The following is a 12,332-nucleotide window of genomic DNA, read 5'->3' on the forward strand; positions in this document are numbered from 1 at the left end:
AGCCACGGTGATCAGGCTTCGGACGGTGTCGTTCGTATGATGGCGGGCATGACTGATCAAGCGACACCCGAGCAGCTGCGGCAGGAACTCAAGGACATCGATGCCGAGCTGGCCGAGCTTCGGCGGGTTGTGGGGGACGCGCAGGGGCGCCGGGGTGAGGACGGCGACACCTCCGAGGGGTTCCAGGAGCCGGAGGACATCGCCACCGAGCTGACCGGGATCAACGAGACCGAGGCCGTCATCGACGTGCTGGTGCAGCGCCGCGAGCGGGTCGAGGCCCAGCTCAAGAACCTGAGCTGAGCCTCTCAGGCGCCGGCCTCCTGCTGGCGCCGGTAGTTCTCGTTCTGCCTCAGGGCCTCCTCGAGCTGGTCCTCGAGGATGATGATGCGGCAGGCCGCCTCCAGGGCGGTGCCCTGCTCGACCATCTCCCGGGCCCGCGCGGCCAGGCGCAGCTGATATCGGGAGTACCGGCGGTGCCCGCCGGACGAACGCAACGGGGTGATCAGTTTCGCCTCGCCGAGGCGGCGCAGGAAGTCCTGTGAGGCGCCGGTGATCTCCGCGGCGCGGCCCATCGTGTAGGCGGGGTAGTCCTCGTCGCCGAACATGTCGTCGGGTTGGGCCATAGACATCTCTTCTCCATGACGAGGGCCCCGGCGGATCGCCGGGGCCCAGGGTTTACGGGATGAACGTATCCGCACCACTGGGGTGCGAGGATCGCAAATGCGTGACCGGAGACCACCTCTCGTTCGATGGAAACTGCGGTGACCGCCCCTGAAGGCGGCGATCCAACGGCGTTCAGCCCTCCCTTTCCTCTGTTTCCTTCACTTGCCATGCTGTCGTGCTGCCCGCCGGCGCCGGAGCCCCACGCAAATCCCTGGCCCCAACACGTGCGACGAGCTCTTTCCGTGCGGCGTGGCCGCTTATGCCGAGCGAGCCCACGACATGGGTCCGGGCCCTGCTTGACGCTCGGTCATTTCGTCGGCGTCTTTCACGATCTCTTTGTTCGACACCAGGAACATTAGTGGACACCGCCGAGAAAATCTAGTCACCGGATCATAGATTTTCTCGGCGTGTCGCCGAGGTCGATGCCGTAGAGGCCGGCCGCGTTCCCGGCGGCGAAGCGCTGCCCGTCCTCCGGCGACGGGAACTCGGACAGGAACGCGGCGATGTCCTCGCGGGTGGGCTGCTGAAACGGGTAGTCCGTGGAGAAGAGCAGACGGTCGGGGGTGGTGACCGTCAAGGCGTGGCGCAGCAGAGCCGGGCTGAGCATGCCGGACGCGGTGATGTGGAAGTTCGCGCGGATGTAGTCGGAGACCCGGCGCGGCAGCCCGGCCACCCGGGCCAGGCTGTCCGCCCGGTCCAGCCAGAACAGCAGCATCTCGCCCCAGTGGCCCAGCACGACCTGGAGGCCGGGATGCCGGTCGAAGTTGCCCCGCAGGATCAGGCGCAGAGCCGCGGTGGCGGCGTCGAGATGCCAGCCCCAGCCGAAGGTCGCCAAGGCGAGGTCGGTTTGCGGGCCGAAGCCGCGGTACGAGGCGTCACGCACCGCCGGTGACGGCAGCTGCGGGTGCAGGAAGACCGGCTGCCGGAGCCGGGCCGCCGCCGCGAGGAAGTCGTCATAGGCCGGGTCGTCCAGGAACCGGTCACCGCTGCGGCCGTAGACCATCGCGCCCACGTGACCCAGGCCGGCCGCGCGTTCCAGCTCGGCCGCGACCTCGCCAGGCGCCGACATGGGCAGCGCCGCCATCGCCCGGAGCCGCGACGGGTGGGCGGCGACGGCGGACGCGGCCAGGTCGTTGGCGGCGCGGCTCAGCCGTACGGCCGAATCGGGGTCAAGGGCTTGGGTTCCCGGCGGGGTCAAGGCGAGCACGGAGACGTCGATGCCCTGGGCGTCCATGGCGGCGATCCGGCCGGCCGACAGATCCGCGAGGCGTTCGCGATGGTCGCCGAGCTCGTTGAAGGCGAGGCTTTCGTCCCGGCCGGCGAGGGCGGAGGCGAGTTCCGGCAGCATCCAGTGTTCTTCGATGGCGATCAGAGTCACCGGTGAAGCATTGGTCGCGGCCCGACCGTCACCTTTGCTGGACGTAGGATTCCGTCATGTTAGAGGCCGAGGATGTACGGATCCTTCGCGCACTCCAGATCGATCCACGCGTTTCCTTCGCCACGGCGGCGGGCGTGCTCGGGGTGTCGGAGTTGACCGTGGCCCGCCGCTACCGCCGCATGCACCGGGCCGGATGGGTGCGGGTGGTCGGCGTCGTCGACCCGGGCGCGCTCGGGCAGAGCCAGTGGCTGGTGCGGCTGAGCTGCCGGCCCGGCAGTGTCACCGCCATCGCCGAGTCACTGGCCCAGCGCGACGACGTCAGCTGGGTGGCGCTGACCGCGGCCGGTTCCGAGGTCACCTGCGCCGTCCATTCCCGCTCCCAGGAGGAGAGGGACGACCTGCTCGGCCGCCGCCTGCCCCGGGCCGCGGCCGTGCTGGGCGTGCGGGCAGCAGTGCAGTTACGCAAATTCACCGGTGGGCGCGGGCACTACTGGAACGCACTCAACGGCGTGCTGACGGCCGAGCAGGAGGCCGCCCTGGGCTCCACCGGCAAAAGCCCTTACGCCGAACGTCCCATCACCCGCAGCGGCCGCGCCTCCCTCGGCCCCACATCCGTCAGCGCAGCCTCGCGCGGCAGCACATCCCTCAGCGCAGCCTCGCTCGACGCCACACCTCTCAGCGCTACTCCCCCCAGCGCCACACCCCTCAGCGCTGCTCCCCTCAGCGCGGCATCGCACGGCGCCACACCCCTCAGCGCCACTTCCCTCAGCCGAGCATCACGCGGCACCAAATCCGTCAGCGCCGCAAGGACGCTGACCGCCGCGGAGGAGAAGCTGATCGCCGCTCTGGCCGAAGACGGGCGGGCCAGCCTCGTCGACCTCGCCGCCGCGACCGGCCTCACGCCGGGCCAGGTCTCGCGGCGCCTCCAGTCCCTGCTCGGCGAGGAAACGAGCACAGGCGCGAAGGAAGGCACGGATCCTGGTGCGCGGGAAGACGCGGGACCGGGCGCGAGAGAAAGCGCGGACCCGGACGCGAGAGAAGGCACAAGGGAAGGCTCGGACCCGGACGCCAGGGGCGGCTCGGGCGCGCGGGAAGGCGCGGGCGCGAGGCAAAGCGCGAGTGCGAGAGAAGGCGGCGTGCTCTACTTCGACGTGGAGGTTGTGCCGGCGGCTCTGGGGTATCACGCGCGGGCTGGGCTGCATCTGCGTGTGCATCCGGGGCGGGTTGTGGAAGTGGGGCGGGCTCTGGCCTCCATGCCTGAAGTGGCGTTCGCGGCGGCGATTTCCGGGCCGGACAATCTGCACGCCGTTGTGCACTGCCGTGATCTGGATGAGCTGTTCGAGCTCACCACCGGGCGGATCGGCGCGCTGCCCGGGGTGGACGGGCTCGAGGTCAGCCCGATCACGCGTCAGGTCAAGCAGATCGTCGCCCGGGTTGACGGCGAGCGTCTTACAACCAGCCGGCCCGGCGCAGCAGACGGTAGAGGACGCCCGCGCTGAGCAGCATGATGAGCATCAGGGTCGGGTAGCTGTAGCGCCAGGCCAGCTCGGGCATGTGGGTGAAGTTCATGCCGTAGACGCCGGCTATGGCCGTCGGCAGCGCGGCGATGGCCGCCCAGGACGCGATTTTGCGCATGTCGTTGTTCTGGTCGACCGTCAGCTGGGTCAGGCGGGCCTGCAGCAGGGCGTTCAGCACGTCGTCGAAGGCCATCACCTGCTCCACCGCGGCGGTGTGGTGGTCGGCCACGTCGCTGAAGTAGCGGCGGATCTCCTTGGGCAGGTCGGTGAACTGCTTGCCGGCCAGCGCCGCCAGCGGCCGCTGCAGCGGGAGCACGGCCGACTTGAACTTCATCAGCTGCCGTTTGAGCTGGTAGATCTGCTCGATCGTGACCGGGGCGCGCGGGTCGAAGACGGCCGCCTCGGTCAGGTCGAGGTCGGTCTGCACGGCCGCCGCGATGTCGACGTAGCCGTCGACCAGGCGGTCCAGGATGGCGTGCACGACCGCCCACGGGCCGCCCTCGGCCAGCGCCTCCGGGTCGGCGCTCAGGTCGTCCCGCAGCGAGCCCAGCTCCATGACCCGGCCCTGCCGCACGGTGATGACGAAGTGTGGCCCGACGAAGAGCCGCACGAAGCCGGTGCTGACGATCTCGCTGGTGGCGGTGATCCGCTCGTGCTCCACATATCGGGCGGCACGCACGACGAGGAACAGCACATCGTCGTACCTCTCAATTTTGACCCTCTGCTCCCGATGCAGAATGTCCTCGACCGCCAGGGGGTGGAGCCCGAACACCTCGGCGACGTGGGTGAGGGCGGCCTCGGTCGGCTCGTGCAGCCCGAGCCACACGAAGGCGCCCTCCCGCTCGCGGGCCGTCTCGTAGAGCCGCGCGAGGTCGGCCGCCGAGCCGGGACTCTCCACGGCCACGCCGTCGACGAACAGGCTGCAACCGACGATCGCGGTGTGGTCGGCGCGCCCACGAGCGGCCGGCCTCGGCGGTTGCCAGGTGCGCCGGTCCTCCACGAAACCCGAGCCTACTGCGCTTTGGCGAGCAGGTCGTCCCGCACCTGCCGGCGCAGCACCTTGCCGATCTGGCTGCGCGGCAGCTCGTCCACGACCTCGCAGCGGCGCGGCGCCTTGTAGCCGGAGAGCCGCTCGCGCGCCCATTTCACCAGGGCCTCCCGGTCGACGGTCGCGCCTTCGGCGGCGACGACAACGGCGACGACCTCTTCCCCCGTACGCTCCGACGGCAGCCCGACGACCGCGACATCCGCCACGTCGGGGTGGTCGCGGACCACGTCCTCGACCTCCGACGGATAGACGTTGAAGCCGCCCGTGATGATCAGTTCTTTGACCCGGTCCACGATCGACAGGAAGCCGTCGTCGCTCATCACCGCGACGTCGCCGGTGCGGATCCAGCCGTCCGGCAGCAGCACCGCCTCGGTCTCCTCGGGCAGGTTCCAATATCCCGAGAACACCTGCGGGCCCTTGAGCAGAAGCTCGCCCGGCTCGCCGGCGGGCATGTCGCGCGTGACGTCGTCCCGGTCGGCGATCCGGACGTACGTCGACGGGTACGGGACACCGATCGAGCCGGCCCGCCGCCGCTCGGACATCGGGTTGCCCACCGTGATCGGTGAGGTCTCCGTCATCCCGTACCCCTCAATCAAAAGCCCTCCGGTCAGGGCCTCCCAGGTCTCCACGGTCTTGGCCGGCAGCGGCATGGCCCCGCTGAACGAGAACCTGATCGAGCTGAGGTCGGTGCCGCGCTCGCGGGCGGCCGCGGCCAGCCGGTCGTACATCGGGGGAACGCCCGGGAAGAACGTCGGCGGCCGCCGCTTCACGGCGTCGAGCACCATGCCGGCGTCGAAGCGCGGCATCAGGACGATCGTCGCGGCGATGCGGACGGCGGTGGTCAGGCAGAGGGTCAGGCCGTACGCGTGGAAGAGCGGCAGAACCGCGTAGAACGTCTCCCCGCCGTCGCGCAGGCCGGGCACCCAGACGCGGCTCTGCTCGGCGTTGGCGACCAGGTTGCGGTGGCTGAGGACGGCGCCCTTGGGGGTGCCGCTGGTGCCGCCGGTGTATTGCAGCAGGGCGGTGTCGTCGACGCCCGGCCCCGGGATGGAGGCGTCGATGGGCGGCGCCTCGGCGGTCATCGTCTCCCAGAGCAGGGTGCCGCCCGGCAGCGTCCCGCGCATCTCGTCGCGCATCTTGCGGGCGGCGGGCAGGGGCAGCTTGAGCGCGAGCCGCTTGATCAGCGGCAGGGCGGCGGTCAGGTCGACGCCGATGATGGTGGTGATCGAGGTGCGCTCGGCGGTGGCGGCCACCGTGGCGGCGGCCTTCTCCCAGCAGACGGCGACGGTGGCGCCGTGGTCGGCGAGCTGGTGGGCCAGCTCGTCGGCGGTGTAGAGCGGGTTGTGTTCGACGACGACGGCGCCGAGGCGCAGCACGGCGTAGAAGGCGACCACATGCTGCGGGCAGTTGGGCAGGATCAGCGCCACCCGGTCCCCCGGGCCGACCCCGGACAGGCGCAACGCCTCGGCGGCCCGCGCGACTTGGTCACCGAGCTGGGCGTACGTGGTGGTGGCGCCGAGGAAGTCGAGGGCGATCCGGTCGGGGAAGCGCTCGACCGCCCCCTCCAGGTTCGCGGTGAGCGCCCGCGCGGGCTCGTCGATGTCGGCCGGCACGCCTTCGGGATAGGCCGCCAGCCAGGGCCGCTCGTCCGCCATGCCGGCCTCCTTACCTACGGTTGCGTAACCTCACCGAGGCTACCCCTCGCTCCCTGGCAAGATCATCAGGGCCGCGACCTTGACACCCGTCGATGAACGGCGTGAAGTGTTACCGGGAGGTAACACCATGCTCGGTCACGCCGCTCTCGCCCTCGCCCTGCTGATCCCGCCGGCACCCACCGGGACCACGCCGGCCGCCGCCTGCACCGCGCCGGCGCCGAGCACGACCCAGCCCGGCTACCTCGTGGCCGACCCCGACTGCGACCTCGACGGGACACCCTTCACCGCGCTGCCCGGGGCCCGGGTCAGCACGGGCATCACCGGCGGCGCCGCCTACCGCATCGAGGTGCCGCGCAAGTGGAACGGCGGGCTCGTCGTCTGGGCCCACGGCTACCGCGGGACCGGAACCACGGTGTTCGTCAACAATCCCGACCTGCGGCAGCACTACGTGTCCCAGGGCTACGCGTGGGCCGCCTCCAGCTACGCCACCAACGGCTACGACGTCGGCCAGGGTGTGCGCGACTCGGTCGCCCTGATCGACGTGTTCCGCAAGGTCACCGGCGCCCGGGCCAAGCAGGTGATCATGTCCGGGGCGTCGATGGGCGGGCACATCACCGCGGTGGCGATCGAGGAACACCCGCGGGCCTTCGCCGGCGCCATGCCCTACTGCGGGGTCCTCGGCGACACCACGCTCTACGACTACTTCCTCGACGCGAACGTCACGGCGGCCGCGCTCACCGGCGTCGACATCGAGTTCCCGCTCCAGCCGGGCGCCGACTACCAGCAGGTGTGGCGCTCGCAGGTGGGCCAGATCGTGCCCAAGCTCGGCCTGCCCACCGGCTCCACGCCGGCCGGGCGCACCTGGTCGGCCGTCCTCGAACGCGCCAGCGGCGGGGACCGGCCCGGCTTCGACGGCGCGTTCGCGTACTGGAACTCCGCCTCCTCCCTGCCCCCGCTGGCCGACCTGCCCTTCCTCTTCGGTCTTTACCCGGGCCTTCAGGGTGGTACGGGCGGAATAGCCCCCGGCAACGTCACCGACAACCGGCGCACCTTCTACCGCAGCACCGACCGCTTGTGGCCGACCGCCGAGGAACTGCGCCTCAACCGCGACGTCCTGCGCGTGCGCCGCACCGCGACCGCCGACCCCGGCCTGGCCGGCATCCCCCGCGTCGACGGAAACCCCCGGGTGCCGGTCCTGTCCCTGCACGACATCGGCGACCTTTTCGTGCCTTTCAAGATGGAGCAGGTGTACGCCTCCCGGGCCGCCCACAACGGCAAGTCGCGCCTGTTCGTCTCCCGCGCCATCCGCGGCGTGGGCCACTGCGACTTCACCGCCCCCGAGCTGACCGAGGGCTTCGACGACCTGACCACCTGGCTGCGCACAGGCCACCGCCCCGCCGGCGACCCCATCCTCAACCGCAAGGCCGTAGCCGCCCCCACCTTCGGCTGCCGCTGGACCCGGGGCACCCACCCCGGCTTCGTCGCCCCGGCCTGCCCCTAGTCGCCGCCGCTACCGCTGCTGCTGCTGTCGCTGCTGTCGTAGGAGCTGTTGTGGGAGGCGCTCAGCCAGGTCCCGCTCTTGGCCCGCTTGCGGGTCGGGCCGATGCCGCGGCGGTAGCCGTCGTCGAAGCCCCGGCGGACGCCGATCACGAGGGCGACCGCGAGCACGACGATCACGATGGCCGCCGCGGACGCGAGAAGGATGTCCATGGCCGTAGTGTGACCGACGGCCGCCATCGGGATCGCCCGGGCCGAGGAGCCAAGGCGGTAAGGATCGGGGCTCCGGCCGACATGAACCGGTCGAGGAGGGACCGATGGGCGACGCTCCACCTGAGCAGAAATTCACCGAGCTGTACCGCCTACCGCAAGGCGGCGGTCACCGGTCCACGGGCCGACGGGCGGACCGCCGACCTGGTCGCCGAGCTGCTGGGCGCCGGCCCCCGGCGTCGAGGGTCGTATCGCGGCGCCGAGCTCTGATCTGGGTGACGGCCGCGGTGGTCGTCGTCGCCGGGGTGGGCGCGGTGGTGCTCCGTGAGTCGGCGCCGCCCTCGTCGTCGACGGCGGACCAGCCGTTCTACCCGACCACCGCCGAGCTGGAGGCGAGCGCCGAGGCCATCGTCCGGGGCACGGTCACCGCGACTCGAGACAAGGCGGGCGAGACCGTGGCCACTGTCGCCGTGAACCGGGTGGCCACGGGCATCCCCCAGGCGGGCTCGTCGATCCGGATCATCTTCTCCGCCGCCGGGCCGGAGCAGGCCGGCGGGCTCCACGAGGGCGGCGACCACGTCCTGCTCCTGCAGGCCCGCGACGCCACCTCGTGGAACCTGGTCAACACCACCCAGGGCTACTACACCGTCGAGCAGCGGCGGCTCGTCCCCACGGCCGACAACCCGGTCGAGCTCAGCCCACCGGTACTGGCCACGCTGGGGCTCTCCTGACCACGTACACCACAAGAGCCGGAATCATCACCGCCGCCGCGATCAGATGGAGCACGACCAGGGTGGCGACAGTGGCGGCGCCGGCACCGGAGAGGAACGGCGGGATCAGCGAGATCGCGGTCAGCGCCCCAGCCGTCCACCCGAACCGCTCGGCCGGGCGGGCGCTCCACCGGCGGAAAGCGAAGGCCATGACGACCCCCACGAGCGAGAAGAAGCCGGTCACGACGGCGATGCCGGACAGCGGGATCGTCTCGCCGCCATCGGGCACCTCGAAGTCGACGCCCAGAGCACGGGCGAGCGCAGCGGCCAGCGTGGTGGCGGCCACCGTGACGAGCGTGGCGACGAAAGCCATCGGTGTCACTCCGTTCCCTCGGCCGGCAGGCGCTCGGGCAGCCCGAACCGCGGGAACCGGTCGGCGTGGAACGTGTAGATCTCGGCTATCGCCCCGCCGGTGACGCGCAGGACGTCCATCGTCAGCGGCAAGTACGCGCCCTCGGACTTCCGCCAGTGGTAGTAGGCGATCGCGGGCTGCCGGTTGGCCGTGGTCGGCACGGCCCGCAGGCCGGTCATGCCCTCGAAGCCGCTCTCGACCCAGTACTTCACCACCGTGTCGCGGCCGACGTACAGGCCCGGCGTGGGCGGCATCGCGCTGCGGATGTCGTCGCGCACCATCGAGGCGAGCACCGGGATGTTGGTGGTGACGCTGGCCTCGGTGTATCGGCGTACCAAATCAAGCGTCTCCGGACTTTCCTCCCCGCCGGTCCAGTCCTGCCGTTCGGCCGGCAGGTGCTCCCGCATGCCGGCCCGGGCCCGTTGCAGGGCGCTGTTCACCGAGTTGACCGAGTCGCCCAGAAGCTCGGCGACGTCCTTGGCCGGCCAGCCGAGCACGTCGCGCAGGATCAGCACGGCCCGCGGGCGCGGCGCCAGATGCTGAACGGCGATCAGGTACGCCAGCTCGATGGTCTCCCGGGCCACGGCGAGGGCCTCGGGCGCCTCCGCGTCGGCGGCGGGCAGCTCGTCGAGCAGCCGGTCCGGGTAGGGCTGCAACCACAGCACCTCGCCGCCGCTGGCCGGCTCGGGGCGCGCCTTGGCCAGCAGGTCGAGGCAGGCGTTGGTGGCGATCCGGTAGAGCCAGGCCCGGAACGTCGACCGCCCCTCGAAGGTCTCCCGACGCCGCCAGGCCCGCAGGAACGTCTCCTGCACGGTGTCCTCGGCGTCCTCGAACGACCCGAGCATCCGGTAGCAGTGCACGTGCAGCTCCCGGCGGTGCCGCTCGGCCAGCCCCGTGAAGGCCGGCTCGCTGAGCTCCTCCAGCCGCATCTGCGTACTCATCACGTCATCCTTCCGCCTCATCGCGTCCTGTCGTAGGTATGACGGCCGCGGGCGCGGGAACTCATCACAGCTGTTTGCGGAAGACCACCAACTGGCACGGCACGGCCAGCAGCGGCGACAGCTCGGGATAGTCGTCGGCCAGCGACTCGGTGCCGGTCTGCCGATAGCCGATCCGCGTGTACCAGCCGCGCAGGAACTCCTTGACCGGATGCTCCCCGTCGAGCGGCACGAGAAGCTCGAGCTGCATCACCGGCGCCCCGGCCGCCCGCGCGTGCTCCTCGGCGAACCGCACGAGTTCCCGCCCGACACCGCCGCCGCGCTCGGCGGGATCCGCCGCCAGCATCCCCAGTTGACCGACCCCGGGCGAGAGCATCTGAACCCGTACGCAACCAAGAATGCGATCCCCCCGCCGCGCCACCGCAAGCTTCCCCGCCGCCGCGAGTTCCCTCATTTCACCGGCCGAGGTCCGGAGCGCACCGTCGCGCCAAAGACCTTTCTCCCCTTCGGCGTACGCCTCATTGACGATCCCGGCCAGCCGCTCCGCGGTCGCTTCATCGGGTTCCGGCCCCAGCAGCGTGATCTCCATGCGTCCATCATCGACAGGTGGTCCGTGGAAGCGCCACTGGTGCTTCGCGACCACGAGCACGAGCACGATGACACCGACAACCCCGCAGCCAGAGCGATGTCGAGTCGCCACTGACCTCGCCGTTATCCGTCGCGAATTTCTCAATAGTCAAGTCGGGATGCAGAGCGTAATCGCGGCGATCGCCTTCACCTCGCTCAGGCTGACCAGCAGACCAAGGGCGAAGACGGCGAACGATACGAGGGCGATCGCCGCCTCGAGAGGCTCGAAACGCCACCCCCGGCGAAGGGAGAACCGCCCTTTCGGCAACGATCGACGTCCCATCGCCTCCAGGCTAGGGCATTCCGGGGCGTGAATAGCCAATTAGTTCAAGCATTAACATGCCAGCCATGTCCACCACCCCAGGCGCCGGGCTGAGCCGGCTCAATGCCATCTATCGGGCCGGAGTTCTCGGGCGGCGGCCTCGTGTGCCGGCTGACTTCGGTGAGCTGGAGCGGCTGGCCCGGCGGGCCAGCAGCGCGGTGGCCTGGGCGTATGTCGCCGGTGGGGCCGGTGAGGGTCGGACCATGCGCCGCAACCGGGAGGCGTTCGAGCGGTGGGCGATCGTGCCCCGGATGGCGTCGGGCGCCGTCGAGCGTGACCTCTCCGTCGAGCTGCTCGGGCAGCGGCACGCCACGCCCCTGCTGCTGGCGCCGGTCGGTGCGGGGGCGCTCATGGGCGACGACAGCGATCTGCACATCGCGCGGGCCGCGGCCGCGACCGGGACGACGTACGTCCTGTCCAATCAGGGCTGCAATCCGATGGAGGACTGCGCGGCCGCCATGGGTGACGCCTCGCGCTGGTTCCAGCTCTACTGGAGCAAGGACGAAGGCCTGGTCGACAGCCTGATCGGGCGGGCCGAGGCGGCCGGGGCGGGCGCCCTGGTCGTCACCCTCGACACGACTGTGCTCGGCTGGCGGCCGCAGGATCTCAACCTCGGCTCGCTGCCGTTCAGCCGAGGGGTGGGCATCGCGCAGTACACGTCCGACCCTCGTTTCCGGCAGATCGTGGCCGAACGGCTCGGCCGGCCGGCGGCCCGCCCGCAGGTGACGCTGGGCGCGCTCCGCACGCTGCTCGCGATGTCGCGCAACCATCCGGGGCGGTTCCTGGCCAATCTGCGGTCGCCCGTGCCGCGGGCGTCGGTCGAGACGTTCCTCGACATCTACTCCAACCCGGGGCTCAGCTGGGACCACCTGGCCACGCTGCGCGAACGCACCCGCCTGCCCATCGTGCTCAAGGGCATCCTGCACCCGGACGACGCCCGGCGCGCCTTCGACCTGGGCGCCGACGCGATAGTGGTCTCCAACCACGGCGGCCGCCAGGTCGACAACGCCGTCGCCTCGCTCGGCGCGCTGGCCGGCATCCGCGAGGCGGTCGGCCCGGGGCCGGCCCTGCTGCTCGACAGCGGCATCCGCTCCGGCGCCGACGTGTTCACCGCGCTCGCCCTCGGCGCGAACGCCGTGCTGCTCGGCCGCCCCTACATGTACGGGCTGGCGCTCGACGGCCAACGCGGCGTGGAGGACGTCATCCGAAATGTGATCGCCGAGCTCGACCTGACGATGGCCCTGGCCGGCACCCCGGACATCGCCTCGATCACCCGGGACCGGCTGACACACACCTAGGGATTCTCCCGTCGCCGGCCTTTCCGGATCGCCCGCATTCTGGCAGTCGATCCAGAC

General features: G+C 70.9%; 14 protein-coding genes. 5 read left to right on the forward strand and 9 right to left on the reverse strand.

Annotated features, from left to right (window positions below; genetic code table 11):
* Nucleotides 1-48 precede the first annotated feature (48 nt).
* Nucleotides 49-300 (forward strand): hypothetical protein, encoded by a 252-nt coding sequence (locus tag CRP55_RS15660; RefSeq protein WP_097320771.1) that lies wholly within the window; start codon nt 49-51, stop codon nt 298-300.
* A 5-nt stretch (nt 301-305) separates the two neighbouring features.
* Here CRP55_RS15660 and CRP55_RS15665 read toward each other — a convergent pair whose 3' ends face one another.
* Both CRP55_RS15665 and CRP55_RS15670 read right to left on the reverse strand, forming a co-directional pair.
* Entirely contained in the window at nt 306-623 is a 318-nt protein-coding gene (locus CRP55_RS15665; protein ID WP_097320623.1) for a helix-turn-helix domain-containing protein, read from the reverse strand.
* Nucleotides 624-1,045: 422 nt separating this feature from the next.
* Nucleotides 1,046-2,041 (reverse strand): amidohydrolase family protein, encoded by a 996-nt coding sequence (locus tag CRP55_RS15670; protein WP_097320625.1) that lies wholly within the window; start codon nt 2,039-2,041, stop codon nt 1,046-1,048.
* Nucleotides 2,042-2,097: 56 nt separating this feature from the next.
* On the opposite strand from CRP55_RS15670, the gene CRP55_RS53905 reads away from it, so the two are divergent.
* Nucleotides 2,098-3,540: an Lrp/AsnC family transcriptional regulator gene (locus CRP55_RS53905; protein WP_218854497.1), complete on the forward strand. Its 1,443-nt coding sequence runs from the start codon at nt 2,098-2,100 to the stop codon at nt 3,538-3,540.
* On the opposite strand, the gene CRP55_RS15680 is transcribed toward CRP55_RS53905, so the two are convergent.
* A complete protein-coding gene (locus CRP55_RS15680; RefSeq protein WP_097320627.1) occupies nt 3,491-4,558 on the reverse strand; it encodes a magnesium and cobalt transport protein CorA in 1,068 nt (355 codons plus the stop codon). The two genes, CRP55_RS53905 and CRP55_RS15680, sit on opposite strands and share 50 nt — an antisense overlap.
* An 11-nt stretch (nt 4,559-4,569) precedes the next feature.
* Nucleotides 4,570-6,261, reverse strand: a complete 1,692-nt coding sequence (locus CRP55_RS15685) for a long-chain-fatty-acid--CoA ligase (protein ID WP_097320629.1) — start codon at nt 6,259-6,261, stop codon at nt 4,570-4,572.
* 127 nt (nt 6,262-6,388) lie between these two features.
* Between CRP55_RS15685 and CRP55_RS15690 the strand changes: the two genes are divergently transcribed.
* Nucleotides 6,389-7,762, forward strand: coding sequence for an alpha/beta hydrolase family protein (locus CRP55_RS15690; RefSeq protein WP_097320630.1), 1,374 nt, complete (start codon nt 6,389-6,391; stop codon nt 7,760-7,762).
* Here the strand turns inward: CRP55_RS15690 and CRP55_RS15695 are convergent.
* Entirely contained in the window at nt 7,759-7,971 is a 213-nt protein-coding gene (locus CRP55_RS15695) for a hypothetical protein (RefSeq protein ID WP_097320631.1), read from the reverse strand. The two genes, CRP55_RS15690 and CRP55_RS15695, sit on opposite strands and share 4 nt — an antisense overlap.
* A 272-nt stretch (nt 7,972-8,243) precedes the next feature.
* Here CRP55_RS15695 and CRP55_RS15705 point away from each other — a divergent pair, with 272 nt between their 5' ends.
* Nucleotides 8,244-8,699, forward strand: coding sequence for a hypothetical protein (locus CRP55_RS15705; protein WP_097320633.1), 456 nt, complete (start codon nt 8,244-8,246; stop codon nt 8,697-8,699).
* Here the strand turns inward: CRP55_RS15705 and CRP55_RS15710 are convergent.
* From CRP55_RS15710 to CRP55_RS53015, 4 genes are all read right to left on the reverse strand, one after another.
* Entirely contained in the window at nt 8,662-9,051 is a 390-nt protein-coding gene (locus CRP55_RS15710) for a DUF6069 family protein (protein ID WP_245923013.1), read from the reverse strand. The two genes, CRP55_RS15705 and CRP55_RS15710, sit on opposite strands and share 38 nt — an antisense overlap.
* Nucleotides 9,052-9,056: 5 nt before the next feature.
* Nucleotides 9,057-10,031, reverse strand: coding sequence for an RNA polymerase subunit sigma-70 (locus CRP55_RS15715; RefSeq protein WP_097320636.1), 975 nt, complete (start codon nt 10,029-10,031; stop codon nt 9,057-9,059).
* A 64-nt stretch (nt 10,032-10,095) separates the two neighbouring features.
* Nucleotides 10,096-10,617: a GNAT family N-acetyltransferase gene (locus tag CRP55_RS15720; RefSeq protein WP_097320639.1), complete on the reverse strand. Its 522-nt coding sequence runs from the start codon at nt 10,615-10,617 to the stop codon at nt 10,096-10,098.
* Nucleotides 10,618-10,764: 147 nt separating this feature from the next.
* Nucleotides 10,765-10,938 carry a hypothetical protein gene (locus CRP55_RS53015; protein ID WP_179855184.1) on the reverse strand — a complete coding sequence of 58 codons (174 nt, stop codon included), beginning with the start codon at nt 10,936-10,938 and terminating at the stop codon, nt 10,765-10,767.
* A 65-nt stretch (nt 10,939-11,003) separates the two neighbouring features.
* On the opposite strand from CRP55_RS53015, the gene CRP55_RS15725 reads away from it, so the two are divergent.
* On the forward strand, nt 11,004-12,275 hold the full coding sequence (locus CRP55_RS15725; protein ID WP_097320642.1) for an alpha-hydroxy-acid oxidizing protein: 1,272 nt from the start codon (nt 11,004-11,006) through the stop codon (nt 12,273-12,275).
* The last annotated feature ends 57 nt before the right edge of the window (nt 12,276-12,332 follow it).

This window comes from Paractinoplanes atraurantiacus (assembly GCF_900215205.1).
Lineage (GTDB): Bacteria > Actinomycetota > Actinomycetes > Mycobacteriales > Micromonosporaceae > Actinoplanes > Actinoplanes atraurantiacus.